This is a genomic window from Cohnella thailandensis (genome assembly GCF_014212135.1).
GTDB classification, from domain to species: Bacteria; Bacillota; Bacilli; order Paenibacillales; family Paenibacillaceae; genus Cohnella; species Cohnella thailandensis.
Genome location: NZ_JACJVQ010000005.1, coordinates 73,461 through 93,821 on the forward strand (window position 1 = coordinate 73,461; position 20,361 = coordinate 93,821).

The 20,361-nt window shown below is 56.6% G+C and carries 18 protein-coding genes, 6 tRNA genes and 2 pseudogenes; 16 read left to right on the plus strand and 10 right to left on the minus strand.

All coding sequences use genetic code 11. The annotated features are described in order from the left end of the window. Positions 1-24 precede the first annotated feature (24 nt). The 7 genes and pseudogenes from H7B67_RS05135 to H7B67_RS31425 all read right to left on the minus strand — a co-directional run. Positions 25-1,044, minus strand: coding sequence for an AI-2E family transporter (locus H7B67_RS05135; RefSeq protein WP_185118729.1), 1,020 nt, complete (start codon positions 1,042-1,044; stop codon positions 25-27). Positions 1,045-1,196: 152 nt separating this feature from the next. Beyond that, positions 1,197-2,348 (minus strand): ABC transporter permease, encoded by a 1,152-nt coding sequence (locus tag H7B67_RS05140; protein ID WP_185118730.1) that lies wholly within the window; start codon positions 2,346-2,348, stop codon positions 1,197-1,199. A 2-nt stretch (positions 2,349-2,350) separates the two neighbouring features. Continuing rightward, positions 2,351-3,472 (minus strand): ABC transporter permease, encoded by a 1,122-nt coding sequence (locus H7B67_RS05145; RefSeq protein ID WP_185118731.1) that lies wholly within the window; start codon positions 3,470-3,472, stop codon positions 2,351-2,353. A 12-nt stretch (positions 3,473-3,484) separates the two neighbouring features. Then, entirely contained in the window at positions 3,485-4,420 is a 936-nt protein-coding gene (locus H7B67_RS05150; protein ID WP_185118732.1) for an ATP-binding cassette domain-containing protein, read from the minus strand. Between the two features lie 125 nt (positions 4,421-4,545). Beyond that, complete coding sequence (locus H7B67_RS05155; protein ID WP_185118733.1) at positions 4,546-5,667, minus strand: sensor histidine kinase; 1,122 nt, start codon at positions 5,665-5,667, stop codon at positions 4,546-4,548. A gap of 13 nt (positions 5,668-5,680) precedes the next feature. Next, positions 5,681-5,908: pseudogene (locus H7B67_RS31420) on the minus strand (response regulator transcription factor); the annotation flags it as partial. A 68-nt stretch (positions 5,909-5,976) separates the two neighbouring features. Beyond that, positions 5,977-6,382, minus strand: a pseudogene (locus H7B67_RS31425) (response regulator); the annotation flags it as partial. Between the two features lie 262 nt (positions 6,383-6,644). Between H7B67_RS31425 and H7B67_RS05165 the strand changes: the two are divergent. From H7B67_RS05165 to H7B67_RS05195, 7 genes are all read left to right on the plus strand, one after another. Next, positions 6,645-7,865 (plus strand): LolA family protein, encoded by a 1,221-nt coding sequence (locus tag H7B67_RS05165; RefSeq protein WP_185118735.1) that lies wholly within the window; start codon positions 6,645-6,647, stop codon positions 7,863-7,865. Positions 7,866-8,173: 308 nt separating this feature from the next. Continuing rightward, a complete protein-coding gene (alr, locus tag H7B67_RS05170; RefSeq protein ID WP_185118736.1) occupies positions 8,174-9,358 on the plus strand; it encodes an alanine racemase in 1,185 nt (394 codons plus the stop codon). 141 nt (positions 9,359-9,499) lie between these two features. Beyond that, positions 9,500-9,781, plus strand: coding sequence for a CopG family ribbon-helix-helix protein (locus H7B67_RS05175; RefSeq protein ID WP_126961022.1), 282 nt, complete (start codon positions 9,500-9,502; stop codon positions 9,779-9,781). A gap of 3 nt (positions 9,782-9,784) precedes the next feature. Next, positions 9,785-10,135 carry a type II toxin-antitoxin system PemK/MazF family toxin gene (locus H7B67_RS05180; RefSeq protein ID WP_185118737.1) on the plus strand — a complete coding sequence of 117 codons (351 nt, stop codon included), beginning with the start codon at positions 9,785-9,787 and terminating at the stop codon, positions 10,133-10,135. A gap of 186 nt (positions 10,136-10,321) precedes the next feature. After that, positions 10,322-11,500 (plus strand): ABC transporter permease, encoded by a 1,179-nt coding sequence (locus H7B67_RS05185; protein WP_185118738.1) that lies wholly within the window; start codon positions 10,322-10,324, stop codon positions 11,498-11,500. 119 nt (positions 11,501-11,619) lie between these two features. Continuing rightward, a complete protein-coding gene (locus H7B67_RS05190; RefSeq protein WP_185118739.1) occupies positions 11,620-12,231 on the plus strand; it encodes a TetR family transcriptional regulator in 612 nt (203 codons plus the stop codon). Between the two features lie 83 nt (positions 12,232-12,314). After that, positions 12,315-14,507 carry a Tex family protein gene (locus tag H7B67_RS05195; RefSeq protein WP_185118740.1) on the plus strand — a complete coding sequence of 731 codons (2,193 nt, stop codon included), beginning with the start codon at positions 12,315-12,317 and terminating at the stop codon, positions 14,505-14,507. 161 nt (positions 14,508-14,668) lie between these two features. Here H7B67_RS05195 and cmpA read toward each other — a convergent pair whose 3' ends face one another. After that, positions 14,669-14,815 (minus strand): cortex morphogenetic protein CmpA, encoded by a 147-nt coding sequence (gene cmpA, locus H7B67_RS05200; protein WP_185118741.1) that lies wholly within the window; start codon positions 14,813-14,815, stop codon positions 14,669-14,671. Between the two features lie 98 nt (positions 14,816-14,913). Then, a complete protein-coding gene (locus H7B67_RS05205) occupies positions 14,914-15,276 on the minus strand; it encodes a hydrolase/acyltransferase (protein WP_185118742.1) in 363 nt (120 codons plus the stop codon). A gap of 94 nt (positions 15,277-15,370) precedes the next feature. On the opposite strand from H7B67_RS05205, the gene H7B67_RS05210 reads away from it, so the two are divergent. From H7B67_RS05210 to H7B67_RS05220, 3 genes are all read left to right on the plus strand, one after another. Continuing rightward, positions 15,371-15,859, plus strand: coding sequence for a SprT family protein (locus tag H7B67_RS05210; RefSeq protein WP_185118743.1), 489 nt, complete (start codon positions 15,371-15,373; stop codon positions 15,857-15,859). 130 nt (positions 15,860-15,989) lie between these two features. After that, a tRNA-Asn gene (locus H7B67_RS05215) sits at positions 15,990-16,065 on the plus strand. Between the two features lie 3 nt (positions 16,066-16,068). Continuing rightward, a tRNA-Ser gene (locus H7B67_RS05220) sits at positions 16,069-16,159 on the plus strand. 80 nt (positions 16,160-16,239) lie between these two features. Here the strand turns inward: H7B67_RS05220 and corA are convergent. Continuing rightward, a complete protein-coding gene (gene corA / locus H7B67_RS05225) occupies positions 16,240-17,172 on the minus strand; it encodes a magnesium/cobalt transporter CorA (protein ID WP_221468688.1) in 933 nt (310 codons plus the stop codon). 170 nt (positions 17,173-17,342) lie between these two features. Here corA and H7B67_RS05230 point away from each other — a divergent pair. From H7B67_RS05230 to H7B67_RS05255, 6 genes are all read left to right on the plus strand, one after another. Continuing rightward, positions 17,343-17,417 (plus strand) — tRNA-Glu (locus H7B67_RS05230). An 11-nt stretch (positions 17,418-17,428) separates the two neighbouring features. Then, positions 17,429-17,504 (plus strand) — tRNA-Lys (locus H7B67_RS05235). Between the two features lie 36 nt (positions 17,505-17,540). Beyond that, a tRNA-Leu gene (locus tag H7B67_RS05240) sits at positions 17,541-17,626 on the plus strand. Between the two features lie 153 nt (positions 17,627-17,779). Continuing rightward, positions 17,780-18,016: a hypothetical protein gene (locus H7B67_RS05245; RefSeq protein ID WP_185118745.1), complete on the plus strand. Its 237-nt coding sequence runs from the start codon at positions 17,780-17,782 to the stop codon at positions 18,014-18,016. Between the two features lie 143 nt (positions 18,017-18,159). After that, positions 18,160-18,245, plus strand: a tRNA-Leu gene (locus H7B67_RS05250). Positions 18,246-18,371: 126 nt separating this feature from the next. After that, complete coding sequence (locus tag H7B67_RS05255; RefSeq protein ID WP_185118746.1) at positions 18,372-20,357, plus strand: GTPase; 1,986 nt, start codon at positions 18,372-18,374, stop codon at positions 20,355-20,357. Positions 20,358-20,361: the final 4 nt, after the last annotated feature.

A 20,361-nucleotide genomic window follows, 5' to 3' on the forward strand; every position in this document is an offset into this window, starting at 1 on the left:
GCCCCTTTGCTAATTTTACTCCTTTTACTCGATTAACGGCTTCTCGTCCTCGGTCTTGACTTCCAGAACGTCGAGCAGGAACATGAAGATAGGGATGCCGAGGATAAGTCCCCAGATGCCGAAGTAGTGCTGGGAGAACACGAGAATCACGAACGTGTAGAACATCGGAAGCTTCGTCTTGTGAGCCATCAGACGCGGATTGAGCACGTATGCCTCGATGGCGTGGATGACGAGGATCATGACGACCGTCCAGATGACGAGCACCCATCCGCCGGTCTGATAGCCGATCACGCTGATCGGAATGAACGAGATGGCGACTCCGGCAACCGGAATCAGGCTCAGCAGGAAAACCAGGATCGTCAGAATGAACAGATAAGGGAATCCGAGGATCCATAGCCCGATCATCGTCAGAATGGTGTTCACGATCGCGATGATCAGCTGTACCTCGATAACCTTGCCGAAGGAATCGACGAACTTCTTGCCGAAATACTCCATCTCGTCGTACAGCCAACCGATCTTGCTCTTCTTGAACTTGCGCGTAAACCTCATGATCGAGGCCTTCTGGAGAAGGAAGAAGAAGCTTAGCAGAATGACGACGAGAATGATTTCGAGCCACTTGCCCAGCTTGGAAATATAATGAATCGCTTGATCGAGATAGTCCTCGGGATTGACCTTGTTGATCGCCTCGGTGAGCTGCTGGGCGATCTTGTCGTCCTTGTTGGTGTCCAGGAACTTGTCGATGTTGTTGATCAAGTCGGTGACTTGGCCGATGATCTTCGGGACGTAATTCGTGATGCCGATGACCATGGCCGCGATAATGACGATATACAGAAGGCTTGCGACCGCATTGGGATGAATCGGGAACAAGCGGCTGATCTTCTTCGTGAGGAACCCGGTCAGGCTGTTCATGACGAAGGTGACCAGGAAAAGAAGCAGGATAAGATTAAGCATGTCTCTGAGCAAGTAAACCGCCAGGAGGACGAAGAGGCAGATCGCGATCTTGCGAACTACCGGCGAGGCAAAAAATTCTCGAATCATTCCCATTTAATTCCCTCTTCTATATAGACTTGTGCGTAAGATAATTTTACGGATAAAGTCCGCCGTGGTTTCTTCTTTTTAACAAGTTTATATCAAATAAATCCCTCCGGCGCAAAAACAGGCATCCGTCCCATAAGGGAACGAATGCCTGAGCGGAATTAGACGTATTGACGGGTGTTGTCCTTGCGGCTGAGCCGGTAAGCGGCAATCAGCGCGAAGGCGGCGGCGAACGCGACCAGGATGGCCAGGTTGAGCATCAGGCCGGAGCCGGCATCTCCGCTTTGGAGCTTGCCCAGGGAATCGAGCAGCCAGTGCTGGGGCAGGAAAGTGGAGATTCGACGCACGGCGTCGGGCATGATATCCATCGGGAAGAAGCAGCCCGAGAGCAGGCACGTAGGCGTGATGATCAGAGTCGACAGCGCTCCGGAAGCGGCGTTGCTCGTCGAGAGGGAGACGATAAGCAGGGACAATCCGATCGCCGCCAGCGAGAAGAGGAACAGAATGCCGGCCAATTGTCCGAACGGAACTCCCGAATCGATGCCGAGCACGAATTTCATGAAGACCAGCGTAAGCACGATCTGGACGATCAGCACGATGGCATTCACGGCTACGTTGGAGAACACGTACGTGCGGGACGATACGGGAGACGACATCATCCGAAGGAACGTGCGATCCTGTCTCTCCTTCTGCATGATCTCCGTCAGGGAGAAGGAGGAGGTCAGCATGAACAGCAGGAGGAAGCCGATCGCTTGGTACGTGATGTCCTTTTTGCCCGAAATATCCTGCAGGGATTCGACGTTGACCGCGTACCCGCTGCCGGTAAATTCCTCGTAGAGCCGATCGAATCGCGCGGAGTCTCCTTCGCTCGTCTTCGCGATAGCCGCCACGTTGCCAAGATAATTGTTCAGCATGGAGCTGACGTAGGCGGTCACTTGGGCTCCCTGAATGGAGACGATGTCCGCGGACGGGGCTTCGCCGTTCTTCAGCTTCTCGGAGAATCCGCTCGGGAACACGATCCCGCTGTCGATCGAGCCGTTCTCGATCTCCGTTCGCATCTCGTCATTCTCGAGAACCGTCACTTTCACTTTCTGAAGCTGGGCGAGGTATTGAACGGCGTCCTCGGCGACCTTTGAGCCTTTATCTTCATTGACGATTCCGATATGAAGCGTTCCGCTGTTCGCGCTCCCGTAGATCAGCATGGAGAGCAAGACCCCGGCAAGGGGAAGCCCGACGTGCAGGAATCCGCTTTTCTTATCGCGCAGGATGAGGGCCAGATTTTTGCGAACGAGCCATAACCAATCCTTCCACATGATTAGAGGGCCTCCTTTCGGCGCATGAACAGGATGGAGAGAGACAAGAATAAAGCCGCGAAGATGACGTTGAAAAGAACGGCCGGCCAGAGAGCTTGAACTTCATCCGAGTAGATGATCTTGGTCAAGGCGTCGTTCGCCCACCAGAGCGGGGAGATCTTCGCCAGGATCGCCCAGAATCCGGTCATGTCGTTGACCGGGAAGTACGCTCCTCCGGTGAACGAGGCGATCTGGGTGAACGTCATGACGGCCGACGAGCCGCCCTCGCCGCTGAACAGGTAGCTGGCGCCGAGCCCCAGGCTTACCGCCAGCAGGACTTCGGTGAAGAGAACGATCAGGATGGGGCCGTAATGGTCTCCCCAATTCGCGCCGAAAGCGAACCGGCTGACGGCGACGACGACGATTACGCACAGGAAATTGATCAGCGTGCAGGCGATGACCTTGCCGGCGAACAATTCGGCCTTCGAGATAGGAGCGGCGGCCAAGCGGAGCGCGGTGTTGCGAACCTTCTCTCCCCGAATGAGCTGGCTGGCCGACATGCAGGCATAGAAAGCGATCATCGTCGACATGGCCATGGCATAGTAATCCATCGAGTCCGGAACGGTATCTCCTTGAAGGGAAGTCTCCTTCACGTAGGTGCCGGATCCGGCTTCGGAGAGCAGCGTTTCCAGCGACGCGGGATCCTGCTTGGCGCCGGCCGCGGCCAGCGAGTAGCGATTCGCGAACGCGGATACCATCCCTTGCAGAATGTCGCTCTCGACCGTCAGCTTGTTGCTGCCGTAGAACTCGATTCCGTCGTTCTTGATCTCCGCGAAGGCGGCGTACTCTCCGTTCTTGACGGCCTTCTTGCCATCCTCATCGGCGGAGAGAGGCGTTACCAGAACGCCGTTCTGCTCGATGGACTTCGCGAATTCGTTCCAATAGCCGCTCGCTTGCGATTCGGGATCCTCCAGCTTGTAGGCCAGCTTAAGATCATCGAAGGTCAGGCTTGTCGTAAAAGCATTCGTAAGCGCCGTACCGAGTATAAGCATCAGGACGATCGGGAACGCGAGCATGAACATGAAGGTGCGCGTATCCCGCAAGCTCCGAAGGAGCTCCTTCCTGGCGATGTGAAGAATGATCATTTTGTCCTCCTCCTAGTCCCGCAGGTTCCGGCCGGTTAAGGTCAGGAATACCGATTCCAGGTTCGGAGCCTGCTCTTCGACGGAGCGAATGTCGGCGTTATCCTGGATGAGCTGCTGAATGACTTCGTTCAGGTTGTTGACCTCCGCCTTGGACTGAAGCTTGATCTGGCCGTCCTCGATCCGAACGGAGACGACGCCCGGCACGTTCTTCAGCTTCTCGACCGAGATATTGCTCTCCGACCGAACCCCGATCCAGATCTCCTTCGTATCCGTCACGATCGATTTGAGCTGCTCCTTCGTTCCTTCGGCGATGATCTTGCCGTGATCGACGATGGCGATGCGGGTGCAGATCTCCTCGACTTCCTCCATGTAATGGCTCGTGTAGATGATCGTGCAGCCCATCTCGTTCAGCTTCAGGACGGATTGCAGGATGTAGTTGCGCGAATGCGGGTCGATGCCGACGGTCGGCTCATCCATGATAATGAGCTTGGGGCGGTGGGCGATCGCGCAAGCGATGTTCAGACGCCGCTTCATTCCGCCGGAGAAGCTCTTCGGGAAGCTCTTCGCCTTGTCCCCGAGTCCGACGAATTCCAGCGCCTCCTCCGTTCGCTCCTTGAGAAGCGATCCTCTCAGGCCGTACAGCCCGGCGAAAAACTGCACGTTCTCGTAAGCGGTCAGCTGCTCGTAAATCGCGAGGTCCTGCGGTACGATCCCGATGTTGGACTTGGCGAAGCGGGGATGCTTGGCGATGTTCTTGCCCAGAACCTCGATCTCTCCCTTGGTCGCCTTAAGCAGTGAGGAGACCATATGGATCGTTGTGCTCTTGCCGGCTCCGTTCGCGCCGAGGAAGCCGAAGATTTCCCCTTCCCTGACGCTGAGGCTCATATTGTCGACGGCCGCGAAGTCTCCGAAGGTTTTGGTCACGTTGCGAATGTTCAATACGTTCACTTGGGCTCACTCCCTTTTGGTTTCCGAACTCTTGAGCTCATTGTAAGAAAAAAGGGCGCCCTTATGTCAGTGCATAAGTTCACCCTTTGAGCATGAGAAATCTCATTTTTCTCCGAGGAGAAAATTCACCTGGCCGCTTCTCTCGGCAGCAGCGTCGTCACCCGGAACCCTCTTGTCCCGTCCACGACCACCGTTCCCCCTATGGCCGCGGCCCTCTCCTCCATACCGACGATTCCGAGTCCCTTGATCACCTTATCCGTACCGATTCCGTTGTCGGAGACGACCGATTTCACGAACCGGTTCAACACCTGGATCTCGATTCCGATGACCGTCGCTTGCGAGTATTTCATCGCGTTGGTGACCGCTTCGGTCGTATTCTCCTGAATGATCTTCCATTGAAGGGGAGTGATCGCGTCAAGCTCTCCCTCGTGGGTCACGGTTGTCGTGAAGGAGTTGTTGTGCTTGGCCGACAGCTCGTCCGCATACAGGCGAAGCCGGTGAATGCCGAGCTCCTCGGACTTCGGCTTGATGTCCTTGAGGGCCAGGCGGATTCGCTCCAAGCCTTCCTTGGAGATGGAGATCGCGTTGCCGAGCAGCTCGGCGGACTTGTCCCGGTCGACATGGAGCAGCGTGCGGGAAGCCTCCATCTGAATGAGAGCGCCGGCCATGGAATGTCCGATCTCGTCATGGATTCGTTGGGAGAGCCGATTGCGTTCCTCGAGCTTGATCGTGTACTCGGACTGCCGGATATACTCTTCGTTCTCTCCTAACGTTCTCGACAGCCTTTCCAGCTCCGACCTCAGCTTTTCGCGAGTATGATCCATTCTCTCCAGCCTGTCCAACTGGGTTCTCATGCCCAAGTAAACCAGGGAGCTCAAGGCAGTCGCCAGGATGTAAACGGGGATCGCGCCCTTCGGCAGAAAAGGCAGCGGAACGATCGCGAGCGCAAGCAAGGACCGGCCGGCCGCGCCCGGCGCCAGCTCCACGAGCTCGAACAGGTGAACCGGCAGCAGCAGCAGGAATTCCGGCGACAAACGAACGGCGCACAGCACGAGGAAGGCGGACGAGAGCAGCACCAGGACGATCTTCGCGTTGCGAGGTTTAAAAAGAGGAATGGCTATGTTCAAGATCAGGTAGAGGAGATAAGCGAGAATTTCCCAAGACGTGCTCGTGCCGGAGAGAAAGTAGGTGGCGGCGATCACGTAAAAGAGCAAGGCCGCCTTGTTGCCGATCAACCAATACTCCATGCGGCAGCTCCTCCTATTCCTCAGCGGGCTTCGTGGCTCCGGTCAAGTAGTAGATCGCGATTTGAGTCCGGTGCTCCAGAGCGGTTTTGTTCAGGATCGACGTGATGTGGTTGGCGACCGTTCCTTCGGAGATGAAGAGCTTCTTCGCGATTTCTTTATTGGACAACCCCTTCGCGATCAAGGCGATGACGTCCAGCTCCCTCTCGGTGAACAGGCTGCGGTCAATTTTGCATGCCGGTTCGGCGTTCGCCGTCGGGGAAGCGGAGGCAGGGGGCTGTGTTTCCGCCGCGGAAGGAGCCTGAGTCAACGTCGTTTTCAGCTTGTCGAGCACGACGTCCTGAAGCACGCGGTGCTCGGCGAACACGCTGCGGATGGCGTCGCGAATCCGATCGGGCTCGTTGTTCTTGAGAAGATAGCCTCGGGCTCCCGCCTGAATCGCCTCCACGACATATTCGTCGTCGTCGAAGGTCGTCAGGATAAACGGCTTCGTCTTCGTGCGCTCCGCGATCGAGCGGGTCGCTTCCACTCCGTTCATGACGGGCATCCGAATGTCGAGCAGGGCGATGTCCACTTCGTTGGCGAGGCAATACTCGACCGCTTCGGCGCCGTTCTCCACGGTAGCCACGACCTCGAAGTCGCTGTAGCTGGTCAAAATAATCTTCATCCCTTCCCGGATGAAGGAGTTGTCGTCGGCGATCAGAATCTTGATGGTCATGGCGCGGACCTCCCATTTTTTCCCGAGGCATGTTGTATTAGATTATATCAGAGACGGGGGAATGCGCTAGATGGGATTGGGGAGTTGGGGGGAGGCCGCCGCATGACGCACCAAGATGAGTACTCATTACTCGTTACCGCAGACCGCCCAGAAGCAAGTTCATTAGCCAAGCTCACGGCTCGTCAATCTAGTCCGAATAATCGGCCAAGTCCCTTCATAGACATGAACCATGGAATAACCAATGTGCAGAGGGGTTGATCTCATGCGTCGTCGGATCCCATGGATCTTGTCCATGGTCGTGCTGTTCACGGCCGTATTGTCGGCGTGCGGCAGCAAGAACGCGGATTCGGTCGTGAAGGATTTGAACAAGGTGGCAAGCAAGCTGGAAAGCTATCAAGGCAGCGGTAAAATGATCCTTCATACGGGGCAGCAACCGCTGGAGTACAAGGTCGAGGTATGGTACCAGAAGCCGCAGTACTATCGCATCGCGCTTACGAACGAGCAACGCGACATCACGCAGATCGTGCTTCGCAACGACGACGGGGTGTTCGTCCTGACGCCTCGCCTGAACAAGAGCTATCGCTTCCAAAGCGATTGGCCGGAAAATCAAGGACAGGTGTACCTATACCAAACGCTGCTGCAGAGCATCGCTCTCGATAATTCCCGGCAGTTTACGACGGATAAGGACGCATACGTGTTCGACGTGCAGGCGGGCAATTATCAGAACGGGTCCTTCGCGCGCCAGAAGATCTGGCTGGCCAAGTCCGATTACAAGCCGCAGCAGGTTCAGGTGACCGATACGAACGCGAACCTGATGGTCGAAGTGAAGTTCGACAGCTTTGAATTCGATAAGAAGTTCGATAAGTCGGCGTTCGATATGCAGCAGAACATGGGCAGCGCTCCCGGCACCGGTTCGTCCAGCGCTTCGGGAACGGGCTCGGACGGCAAGGCTCCGGATTCGGATACGTCCTCCGGCAACGTCGAAGGAATCACCGAGGACGGGACGAATCCGGGGACGGCGAGCGGAAATACAGACGGCGCCGAGACGGACGGAGCGGCATCCGGGCAGACAGACGCGACGAGCGGCGAAGCGAACGAGGGCGATGGAGCGGCGCCGGTTCAAGGGAACTCGGACGAATTCCAATTCATCGAGCCGGATCCCGAATCGCTGCCGGAAGGCGTGGAACTTCGGGAATCGCCGCGCGATCTGCAATTGGCGGAGACGCAAGGAGTCATGCTCCGATATACCGGTACGTATGACTTCACGTTGGTCGAATCGATGCCGAAGGATGAAGCCGTATCTTCGAGCGAGGGCATCATGCTCGATTTGGGCGCCACGTGGGGGCTGCTGTCCGGAGAGGATACGACCACGCTGACCTGGACGTACGACGGGATCGAGTATCGATTGACGACGGCGGATCTTCCTCAAGAGGATATGATCCGAATCGCCCAGTCGCTCGCTGCCCAAGGCGCAGTCAAATAAAGGATTAATCGGGCATTGCGCGCGAAGTTTCGGACAGTCAATAGGATTGGATTTTGAACAGGAAGCCGGCCGAACGCGAGCCGGCTTCTTGCGGGCTATCGATGGAAAAGGTTGTCTTCCCCGCTTGCGTTGACAGTCCAGCGCTCTCCCGTTAACATTACTTTGATGGGTTTAAAGCTGGGTTAGTTATGCGGCTGACGGCAGCGCTGTCTGATTTGGGCAGCGTTGCCGTCATCGCGTTGACGACGATTCCGTGCGGGTCTTCAACGGCTTGCTCGGGATCGCGAACAAGAAGCGGGTGGACAAAGATGGACAGTTATTACAGGCCGACCATTGCGGAGATTTCTCTCGATGCGTTGGAGCACAACGTTCGCGCTTTCCGCCGTCGGCTGGCGAACGGAACGAAGCTCCTTGCCTCGGTCAAAGCGAATGCGTACGGACACGGCGCGGTCGAGTCGGCGAAGGCCGCGGTCTCGGTCGGAGCCGATTATTTGGGGGTAGCCTTCCTGGACGAAGCCCTGCAGCTTCGCCAGGGCGGAGTGGATGCTCCCATTCTAGTGTTGGGATACACGCCGGCGGAAGCCTTCGGCCTTGCGAGAAGGCAAGGGATCACCTTGACCTTGTACCGTCACGATCAGCTCGACGCCGTCGAGAGGCTGACGGAGCAAGGTCCCCGATTAAAAGCCCATGTTAAGATCGACAGCGGCATGGGGCGTCTTGGCGTGCTTCCGGGCCCGGAGGCGGAACGGTTCCTGGAGAGGGCTTGCTCCCTGCCTCAGCTTGACGTCGAGGGAATGTTCACTCATTACGCCAAGGCGGACGAGACGGACAAAACGCACGCCTTGATGCAGGCGGAACGGTTCCATGGCGTAGCGGAATACGTGCGCAAGAGGGGCTTGCCCATCTCGATCGTCCATGCCGGCAACAGCGCGGCCGGGATCGATCTTCCCGATCGGATCGGGCAGATGCTTCGGCTCGGAATCGGCATGTACGGCCTTTATCCGAGCGACGAGGTTCGCAAGGATGAGATCGAGCTGAAGCCGGTGCTCTCCTTGAAGACGAAGCTCGTGCACGTCAAGACCGTGCCGCCGGGAGAAGGGATCAGCTATGGCGCCCGTTACGTAACGAGCCGAACGGAGAGAGTGGGAACGATTCCGGTCGGTTACGCCGACGGCTTCAGCCGCATGCTGACGGGGAAGGCGGAGGCGCTGCTGCGCGGGCGTCGCGTTCCGGTTCTGGGAACGATCTGCATGGATCAATGCATGATCGGCCTGGACGCGGCGGCGGCGACGGGAGAGCCCGAATTCGAGCCCGGGGAAGAAGTCGTCCTTATCGGACGGCAGGGAGATCAGGTCTTGACGGCGGAGGAGGTCGCCGCTAAGCTAGGAACGATCAATTACGAGGTGACGTGCATGGTCGCTTCTCGGGTTCCGCGGGTCTTCCTCCGCGACGGCGTCGCGGTCTCCGTCCGGAATCCGATCGTTTCCGGGTGAAACTCAGCTGTTTTTATCGAAATTAGCAGGAATGTGGACGTGCCGCAGCGAATGTTTTAGCCAAGGTCGTATATTTATCACGCTGGACGGTATACTGGCAATTAGGCTGGGGTTTGGAAAATCTTTGGAGGTGCTTGTTCGGTGGCCAATATTCAGAATACGAAGCGGATTATGATTAGCCTGCCTGATCATCTGCTGCGCGAGGTCGACTTCGTCGTCGCTAAGGAGAATACGAACCGCAGCGAAATCGTCAGGCAAGCGATGAAGCAATATCTCGTGGAGCGGAAAAAGCGGATGATTCGCGATTCCATGCAGCGCGGATATTTGGAAATGGCTAAAATCAATCTGAATATGGCATCGGAAGCGTTCCAAGCGGAAGAGGATGCGGAAAGCACTCTCGGGCGTCTCGTTAGCGGGGTGTAGCCTTTGATCGTCAAACGCGGGGATGTGTTCTATGCGGACCTCTCGCCTGTGGTTGGCTCGGAGCAAGGAGGCGTGCGGCCGGTTCTGGTTATCCAGAACGACATCGGGAATCGCTTCAGCCCAACCGTAATCGTCGCCGCCATCACGGCACAGATACAGAAAGCCAAACTCCCTACGCATGTCGAGATCGACTCCAAGCTGCACGGACTGGATCGCGATTCGGTCGTCCTCCTGGAGCAGATCCGCACGATCGACAAGCAGCGGCTGACGGATAAGATCACCCATCTGGACGAAGAAATGATGCGTAAGGTCGATGACGCGCTGCTGATCAGCGTGGGTCTCATCGAGTTTTAAGTGGAAGAGCCGCCCTGCGGCTCTTTTTGATTTTCCGCGGTCCCGCTGCATAGATATTTAGTGAAAACTGGAAGGGGATTGACAGAAGGCGCGGCGCACAGTATATTAAACCAGTGATTTAAACGATTGTTTAAGTCGGTTTGAACCAAATAAAAAGAAAAGAGATAGGGAAGGCGGAGAGAAGCAGTGAATACGATCAAGTTGTTTTTCAAAAGACCGACGACGATCATCGGGATCGCGACGGCGTTTTTGTTCCAGGTTATTTTCTCGTTGGTGTGGATGACGGGGTACGACGGCGTATCCGACCGAATGGGCGAGCTGAAGGTCGCGATCGTCAACGAGGATGCCGGCTTCGGGGCCACGGTAGTCGAGCAACTGCAGGCCAATCTTCCGGTCAAGACTTCCGTGCAGACGGACTACGAAGCGGCGAAGGAGCAGTTGAACGACCGCGAGCTGCAGATGATCATTCATATTCCGGCCGATTTCTCGGCGTCCGCCCAAGACGCGGCGAAGACGGCCAAGATCGATTACGTCGTTAACGAATCGAATCCGGCGACGATCAAGTCGATGATGACGTCCGTCGCGTCCCAGGTGACGGCGACGGTCAATAAGGCCGTCATCGGTCAGGGCGCCGCGCAGGCGCTTGCCTCGGCCCAAGTGCCTGCCGAGCAAGCCTCGGCAATGGCGGCTTCCCTCTCCGAGAGAGTCGTCTCGAATACCGAGTCGATCAATCCGGTGAAAGGCATGAACAATCAGATGGTTCCGATGATGATGGTTCTGGCTTCTTATGTAGGAGCGATGATCATGGGGATGAACCTGGAGCAGTCCTCGATGGCCTTGTCGGCCTCGACCGGGCGTTGGCAGAGATTCGGAGCGCGGGCGCTTATCAATGTCGTGGCGGCGTTCTTCGTCTCCTTGGTAGGCGTCTCGTTGGTGGAATCGCTGGGAGGACAGTCGGAGCATGGCTTCTTCGCCCTCTGGGGGACGGTGTTCGCGGTTCTGCTGACCTTCATGTTCGTCAGCCAGATGTTCCTTATCCTGTTCGGCATGGCCGGCATGCTGTTCAACATCCTCATGCTGTCGATGCAGCTGGTCTCCTCCGGGGCGATGGTTCCGAGAGAGCTGCTGCCGAACTTTTACGTGGCGCTTGGAGACGGACTGCCGGCAACCTACGCGGTCAAAGGGCTGATGAACGTGCTCTTCGGCGGCGCGGGCACCGGAAGCGCGTTCGGAATGCTTGCGGTCATCGCGGCAGTCGCGTTCGCGATCGGCGCGCTGGCGACGGCGCTCAAGCCTCGGCGCAAGCCCGCCGCCGCTATGGCCGGGGCGCAAGGCGCCGCCGGAGCGACCGGCTCCTCCCTTTGATCGAAGCAACTCGCACGGCTTGCCTTCTTGCTTCGAGCGATCGGTCCGTTCATAATAAAAAGGATGAACCTATCCGCGCGTATACGGAAGACAAGTCGGGTTGAAGATCGGAGGCAGCGATGGAATCGGCCGAGCACGACGTGAAGATGCGGCTGTTGGTGGCCGCGAAGAAGCTGTTCTCCCGTCAAGGCTTCGACGGGACGACCGTAAGGCAGATTTGCGAGGAGGCCGGCGCGAACGTCGCGCTTGTTTCGTACTACTTCGGAGGCAAGGACAACATGTATCGGGCGCTCTTCGATATGTCCTTCCCCGAGAGCCTTCTGCTCGAAGGAGAGGAAGCGAAGCAGGACCCGGTGAAGGCGATCAAGCTGCTTATCCGAAAGGTCATCGCCTATCAGGCGAACGACCCCGAGCTGGTGAGGCTGATCCAGCAGGAATCCGCTCAGTTGACGCCGAGAGTCGCGATCGTGCAGAAGTATCTCGTTCCGGTATGGCAGATGGCAAGGGACATTTTGGAAGAAGGCAGGCATCAAGGCGTCTTCCATTTTCGCTCGCTGGACAACACGTTCTTGTATGTGTGGGGAGGAATTCTGTTCCCGAGAGACTTCGGCTTCTTTAATCCGGTCATCCGCGAGCCGCTTCCGAGCACGGAAGAGAAGATCGCGGACGTAACCCGGTTCGTGCTGGGCGCGTTGGGATACAACGGCGACCCGGAGCCCGAGACACCATAATCCGCTAAGCAGGACGCTTCCCAAAGGGGCGTCCTTTAGCCGTCTCGCTACTACATAAATATATTCGAAGGGGAGTCGAAGCAATGAGCGAAGCAACGCAGCAATTGACCGTCAAGGAAGCGGAGGAGCGGATGATCGCCCAGATCGCGGCGGAGCTGGGGCTGAAGCCCGGCCAAGTCCGAACCGTGGCGGGGCTGTTCGACGAAGGGAATACGATCCCGTTCATTGCCCGTTACCGCAAGGAGATGACCGGAGAGCTGGACGAGAACCAGCTTCGGGCGATCGAGGAGCGCAGAGGGTACCTGAAGCAGCTGGAGGATCGCAAAGGCGAGGTCGTTCGGCTGATCGAGGAGCAGGGCAAGCTGACTCCCGAGCTGGAGGACGCCATTCGCAAGTCCGCGAAGCTGCAGGAGGTCGAGGATCTCTATCGGCCATACCGGCAGAAGCGCAAGACGCGGGCGAGCGTCGCGAAGGAGAAGGGGCTGGAGCCGCTGGCCGAATGGCTGCGCTCGCAGCCGCGCCAAGGCCAAGTTCTGGCAGAAGCGGCCCGGTACGTGAGCGAGGAGAAAGGCGTCGCCACGGCGGAGGAAGCGCTGCAGGGTGCGATGGACATCGTCGCGGAGATCATTGCCGACGATGCGGATATCCGTAAGCGCGTGCGCCGCTATACTTGGGAATACGGCATCTTGCAGAGCAAAGCGAAAGACGAGAACGCGGAATCCGTCTACGAGATGTATTATAAATACTCGGAGCCGCTCAAGCGTTTGCCTCCGCACCGGGTACTGGCGATGAATCGCGGCGAGCGGGAAGACGTCCTAAGCATCGGCATCGAGCTGCAGACGGACCGGCTCATGGAGGAGCTGCGCCGCCGCATCCTTCGCGGACCTTCCGCGACCGCCGAGACGCTGGAGGCCGTGATCGAAGACGCCTACAAACGGCTCATCGCTCCGTCGATCGAACGCGAGCTTAGAGGCGAGCTGACCGAGAAGGCGGAGGAGCACGCGATCGGCATCTTCTCCGAGAATCTGCGGAATCTGTTGCTCCAGGCTCCCGTGAAGGGGGCGGTCGTGCTGGGCGTCGACCCTGCGTATCGCACGGGCTGCAAGCTCGCGGTCGTCGACGAGACCGGCAAGCTGATGGAGGTCGCGGTCTCGTACCCGACTCCTCCCCACAACAAGAAAGCGGAGGCCGAGGCGATTTTCCGCCGGCTGATTACCCAGTACGGGGTTACGCTTATCGTCGTAGGCAACGGAACGGCCTCGCGCGAGACGGAGCAGTTCGTCGTCGGCGTCATCAAGGGCATGCCGGAGCGCAAGCTCCGGTACCTGATCGTGAACGAGGCGGGGGCGAGCGTCTACTCCGCGTCCAAGCTGGCGCAGGAGGAGTTCCCGGACCTCGACGTCGCCGAGAGAAGCGCCGTCTCGATCGCGAGACGCCTGCAGGACCCGCTCGCCGAGCTCGTAAAGATCGAGCCGAAGGCGATCGGCGTCGGCCAATACCAGCACGACGTGACGCAGAAGCGGCTCGAGGAGAGCCTCGGGGGAGTCGTCGAGTCCGCCGTCAACCACGTCGGCGTCGACGTCAACACCGCTTCGCCCTCGCTGCTCGCGTACGTCTCCGGCGTCAACGCGACGCTGGCGAAGAACATCGTCAAAGCGCGCGAAGAGAACGGCAAGTTCACCGACCGCAAGCAGCTCCAGAAAGTGCCGCGGCTCGGAGCGAAGACCTACGAGCAGTGCATCGGCTTCCTGAGAATTACGGACGGGGCGAATCCGCTGGACAAGACCCCGATTCACCCGGAGTCCTATAAGGTAGTGGATCGGCTGTTCAAGGAGCTGAAGCTGAAGCCGGATGCCATCGGCACTCCCGAGCTGAAGGCCAAACTGGACGCGCTCGCTATCGGCGAGACGGCGGCGAAGCTGGAAGTCGGGGAACCGACCCTGCGGGATATCGTCGACAGCCTCCTGCGGCCGGGCCGGGACCCTCGCGACGAGCTTCCCCAGCCGATTTTCCATACGGACGTTCTGGATATCGAGGATCTGAAGCCGGGGATGGAGCTGAACGGCACGGTTCGCAACGTGGTCGACTTCGGGGCATTCGTGGACATCGGGATCAAGAACGACGGCCTCGTGCACGTGTCCCAACTGAGCAACCGCTTCGTCAAGCACCCGACCGAAGTCGTCGCGGTCGGCGATACGGTCAAGGTCTGGGTCATCGGGGTGGACCTGAAGAAGGGAAGGGTCAGCCTCACCATGAAGGGGCCGTCGGAAGGGTAACCGCTTAGCCGGTCGCTTCCCCTAACGTTATTAAGACCGCCACCCCTCGGAAGAGTCGAGCGAAGCTCGGCCGGCCGGATAAGGAGTGGCGGTCTTGTTCATAGGCTGCCTAAGCAGCCTGATCTTGCGAATCTCAAACGCTGGAAGCGGCTCTTCGTCTCTCAATGATGCGAACGCGGAACCGTTCCGCTCGTCCCTGCCGGGGACTGTCGCTGATAGAAGAACCAGCAATCGTTCAGCATCTTGATCTGCCGGCGATCCTTCTTGAAGTACGCCCGCATGAGCTGGTTGCACAGCCACTGCGGCATCGCTGTCGCCCTCCTCCCGTATACGCTGCTTCCCTAGCATATGGGAACGGCGGCATAACCGTGCAGGTCCGACGGCGAAAGTCGCCAGCGGGTACGAATTAAATCGAAAGCTCCTCTTCCTCTTCGTACCATTGCTCCAGCTGGGCTTGCAGCGCGCGGATCTCCGTCAGCAGCGAGACGAGCGGATAAGAGGATTCCCGAATGGAGGAGAACGTCTTCTCCAATTCGTTGATGTACGTCAGACCGTTCGTCGGCGAAGCGTTCTCTTCGAGCAGCTCCAGCGAGGTGCACTCGGCTACCGCTCTAGGAAGCTCCGGCACGTTGTCGGCGGTCAGCTTGGCGAGCTCCTTGTGAAGCCTCAGGTTGAGCGCGCTTAATTGGTACGCATGCGTAGCGGGCATCTCCACGAATTGGAGGGTGCCGTCGCTATTTTGCAGAATATTGTAGGCCTTGTTCGACATTGCGTCGTGTAGCTCCCCTCATGCAACTTATACTTGACAGTGTAGCCCATGAGGCGTCTACAATTCAAGTAGGACAAGGGTTCGGGAGGAACGAATGGACGATCGGGAATTGCAGGCATGGGTGGAATCGGTATCTCTGAAGTCGTTCGGAATTCCTTTTCGCCACCGCGCCACCTTTAACGGAAGACTGAGCACGACGGGCGGACGTTATTTTCTGAAGAGCCACAACATCGAGATCAGTCCGAAGCAGCTGGCCGTTCACGGAGCCGAGGAGACGGAGAAAATCATCAAGCACGAGCTGTGCCACTACCATCTCCATCTGGCGGGCAGAGGCTATCGGCATCAGGACGCGGATTTTAAGCAGCTGTTGAAGAAAGTCGGAGCGACGCTTCATTGCAAGTCCCTTCCGGGCGCGCGCAGAAGCTTGCCGGTTAAATATTTGCTCGTCTGCAAGGAATGCGGAATGACGTATCCCCGGAAGCGGAAGGTGGATCCTCGCCGCTACGCGTGCGGAAGATGCCGGGGCAAGCTGAAGCTGCTTGCCGCTCCGCCGCAGGAGAATGGGGTTCGGGAGAAGGTTTAAATCCGCTATAAATCCGCTGCTTGCGGGCATGAAGCGGATTCCGATTTTCCATTAAAAAACAGCGTTCAAAAAGCTTGACTTCTCTGTGGACCCATGATAAATTAATACATGTCGCTTTTGGAAAACACATTCCCTGATAGCTCAGTCGGTAGAGCACTCGACTGTTAATCGAGTTGTCACAGGTTCGAGTCCTGTTCGGGGAGCCAGATGGAGAAGTACCCAAGTGGCTCAAGGGGACCCTCTGCTAAGGGGTTAGACTGCGTAAGTGGTGCGAGGGTTCGAATCCCTCCTTCTCCGCCACAACTTCCAAATACGATAAGGACCTTCTCGGGCGCCCGGGAAGGTCCTTTTATTACGTTCGCATTTTCGCGGAAGCGGCTCTACAGCCACTTCTTTTTCTTTTTGTAATACCACCACAGAACTCCGGACACGATAAGCATGACGATCCAAACGCCCAGGTAGCCGAATTTCCAATCGAGCTCGGGCATGTTCTTGAAGTTCATTCCGTAGAGGCCGACGATGAAGGTCAGCGGCATAAAAATCACGCTAACGACGGTGAGCGTCTTCATGATCTCGTTCATGCGGTCCGACTTCATGTTGATCTGAAGGTCGAGCAGCGCCGTGATCGACTCGCGGAACGTATCGATGGAATCGAGCTCCCGGGAGAGGTGGTCGTGGAGATCGATGAAGTAGACGTCGGCTTCCTTGCGGCTATAAGGGAAGCTTTCATGGCTGAGCTGGCTTAAGATCAGCTTCTCCTCCGAGAAGATCCGTCTCAAATTATGCAGCTGGCGCTTAAGGCGGAACAGGTCTCCGGCGATCTTCACGTAAGGATTGTCGAAGACGGCGCGTTCGTGCTTGTCCAGCCGGTCGTCCACTTTGTCGCTGACAAGGGTATAGTCGTCTACGCATCGGTTCAGAAGCGTATACAGCAGTCTTCCCGAGTATTCCATGAGGTTCGGAAGCCGTTTGAATTCTTCCTCGGTCTCCTGAAGGGATTGAATCTTGCGGGCGGCGACCGTAATGATGTAATTGGGGCCGATCACATGCTCGAACTCGGCGGTGGACAGATCCTTGTTGACGTGGAAAAAGGCGATCAGCATGTGCTTGTCGTACTTGTCCAGCTTCGGACGCTGGTTCACCTTGATGCAATCTTCGATGATGAGAGGGTGGCATTGGAAGAGATCTCCGAGCACCCGCTCGATCTCTTCGGGCTTGGCCCCGATAAGGGGGACCCAAGCGACTTCGTTCTCGCCTGGAACGCGCACGGGCGTCTCCTCGACGGTCTGGGATTCCGAGTTATAAACGAGCATATTAGACACGGAGACACCTCTTTTCCTGCAATAAGGATAACATATTTTTACACCGAAAAAACTTGAGGAAAACTTGATAATTAAGCTTGCGTTTCCTGGGCGCATCCGATATAATCATTTTTGTCGTCGAAACGGGACGGCAGTCGGAAAGATTAGAAGCATGTGCCCATGGCCCGTTGGTCAAGCGGTTAAGACACCTCCCTTTCACGGAGGTAACGGGGGTTCGATTCCCCCACGGGTCACCAACTTTCTTTTCGAGCCATTAGCTCAGTTGGTAGAGCACCTGACTTTTAATCAGGGTGTCGAAGGTTCGAGTCCTTCATGGCTCACCAGTTTCTTCTCATGAAGGAACGATTACCCAAGAATATGCGGTCGTGGCGGAATGGCAGACGCACCAGCTTGAGGGGCTGGCGGGAGCAATCTCGTGGAGGTTCGAGTCCTCTCGACCGCACCATAATATCGATGACGAGATCCTTCGCTTAGGCGGGGGATTTTTTTGGTTTTGGGACAACCGCACATTTCGCTCCATCATCCAATCTCATCAGGGACATCTCTCATACCTTGATACTGGCCTTGCTAAGCGAACGTAGGGGAGGGTGAGATTCGGATGAATATGTATGACTTCTGTCTCAATCATAAGAATCGCAGAGTTCGCGTACAGACGCATTATGGAACCTATGAAGGCACAATCGTGGACGTGGACCGGGAGAACCTGTACCTAAGGACGTCCAAGGGCGAATTGACATTGTCCGCTTGGGGCGGCTATGGCGGCTACGGATACGGCTGGGGATCGGGCATCCTTGCCCTGTCCCTGTTTACGCTGCTGGCGATCGCTCTGATCTGATCGGAGGGCACCAAAGGGCGGGAGAAGATATTGAAAAGTATGACTATTTCTCTCGCCCTTTACTTTTGAGCCGGAACCGCCTATACTATTTAAGTGTCCTTCGGGGACGAGCTTGAATAAAGCTTCCCGGGACGAATGATTATGCGGTCGTGGCGGAATGGCAGACGCACCAGCTTGAGGGGCTGGCGGGAGCAATCTCGTGGAGGTTCGAGTCCTCTCGACCGCACCATAATATCGATGATGAGATCCTTCGCTTAGGCGAGGGATTTTTTTGTATTGCAACGGACTTGATTTCCATCATAAAATGGCTTATCGACAAAGGAATATAGGAACGCATAAATTCTGGGGGCAAACGATGAGCAGTTACGCAAGGATTCTTAACGGTCATGCGGAAGAAGCGTTAAAGGTGATGTCGTCGATCCGGGAGATATCCGTCGAAGAATCCGGAAGCGATGAACGTATCGCGCAATCGCTCGGAGGCATACACAAGGAAATCGTTAAAGGCATGGACCGCATCCGAAAGACGCTTGACCAATTGATGGAGAACGTCGAATGGGATTCCTTCAACGTCTCCTTCTTCGGCGAGACCAATGCGGGAAAGAGCACGACGATCGGGGCGCTGCTGCGCGACAACGATGAGGGAATAGGCGACGGCCGCAAGGATTTTACGCAACGGAAGCAAAGCCGGACTTGGAACGGCGTACATTTGATGGACATGCCGGGCATCGAAGGCAATGAGCTTAAATACGAGAACGAGATTCGGACTTCGGTCTTGAAATCGCACGTTATCTTCTATGTCGCCGCGGCCAACAAGGAGCCCGAAGAAGGGACGCTACGCAAAATCAAGAAATACCTGAAGGACCAGGCGAAGGTGTACGTTATTCTCAACATTCGGGGAAAGCCGGGGATGTACGCGCGGGTCAAGGAGCTGATCTCGCCGAATGTTCAATCGGTTCGGGACCGGACGGAAGCCAAGCTGCGATCCATTATTGGCGCGCAATATAAAGGCATTTTTCTCGTTAACTCCCATCTGGCTTATGTCGCTTCTGGCCGTCCGGCAAGAGACGAATTCATCGCGGACCGAGACAAAGCCATATCCGTATTCGGAAGCGCCGAGCAAGCATACGCGTTCAGCCGATTCGACGAGTTGGAGGCGGAGATCAAGCGTCTTCACGAGATGGCTCCCAAAGAAATTGCCGTCAACAATACCTATAAATTGGTCCAAGGAATCGAATCCATCCTTTCCAGCCTCCTGCGCGAGAAGAAGAACTTCGATCAGGATATTAAGCTGCTCAAAGACCAAGTCAAACAAGCGACGGAGAAAGTGGAGCATACGATCGGCAAATACAACCGGGATTTGCTGAACGACTTGGATGCCCGGCTGGAGCGAATGAAATCCGACATGCAGCATAAGCTTGCGTCGTGTATCGACAACGGACTCGGCGAAAGCGCGATTCAGAACGCATTGCGGGAAGTGAAGGATCGGCATGAACTCGAGATCAAAGACGGGTTGGAAGCTCACATTGCGAGCCTCCGGTCGGAAATCGCGAAACATCTGGACAACCTGAGAACCCGGATCGACCTTGGGCTGAAATTCAACGGCGTCAAGAACGGGGATATCGACCTTGGAGAGATCGTCCGGGAGATGAAGCTAAGCTTTAAGTATATTTTCGATCAAGTCGCTGATCTAGGCTTTACGATAGTCGGAATCGTAACCTCGTTCGCCATTAACCCGATCCTCGGGGCGGTTACGCTTGTCGTCGGAGTCATCCGCAAGATCTGGGACTGGTTCTTCCGAGATCCGGCCAAACGCAAGCGGGAAGCGAAGGATAAGGCCTACTACGAAATCGACAAAAGCATCAATGGCGTGAAGAAGGAAATGGAAGCCAACATGAGGAGAGAAGCGGCGACATTGGAACGAGGCATCAAGCGACAGCTGCATGCGGTGAACCAATTCGTCCGCTCCACCGAGAGGCTGAGTCAAGCCCTGAACGCGAAAGTCAGGGAGTTGAATCTCGTTCGAATCGACATCTCGAATTCTCTTATCGAGTTCGTCAGCGGGACGCGGCCGCAGGTCGCTTATTTGGATCTTCGGATGAGAAGAGCGGTGTGTATCTTGGATAAGCCTATTCGATACCGGGAAGAGCTGCTGCAGCTTGAAGCTTTCGAGCAATACGGCTCCATCAACGAGCTCCTCAACGGGCTCGATCAGCGAGTCGAGCGGCAGATTCTATTCTATGGAGGCAAAGACGAGTTTCACTACCGCATGCTGTCGGGAATTAACGATTACTACGCGTCGAAGAATCCGGCTCATCCGATCAAACAAGTCAGGAGAGGGTAACCAT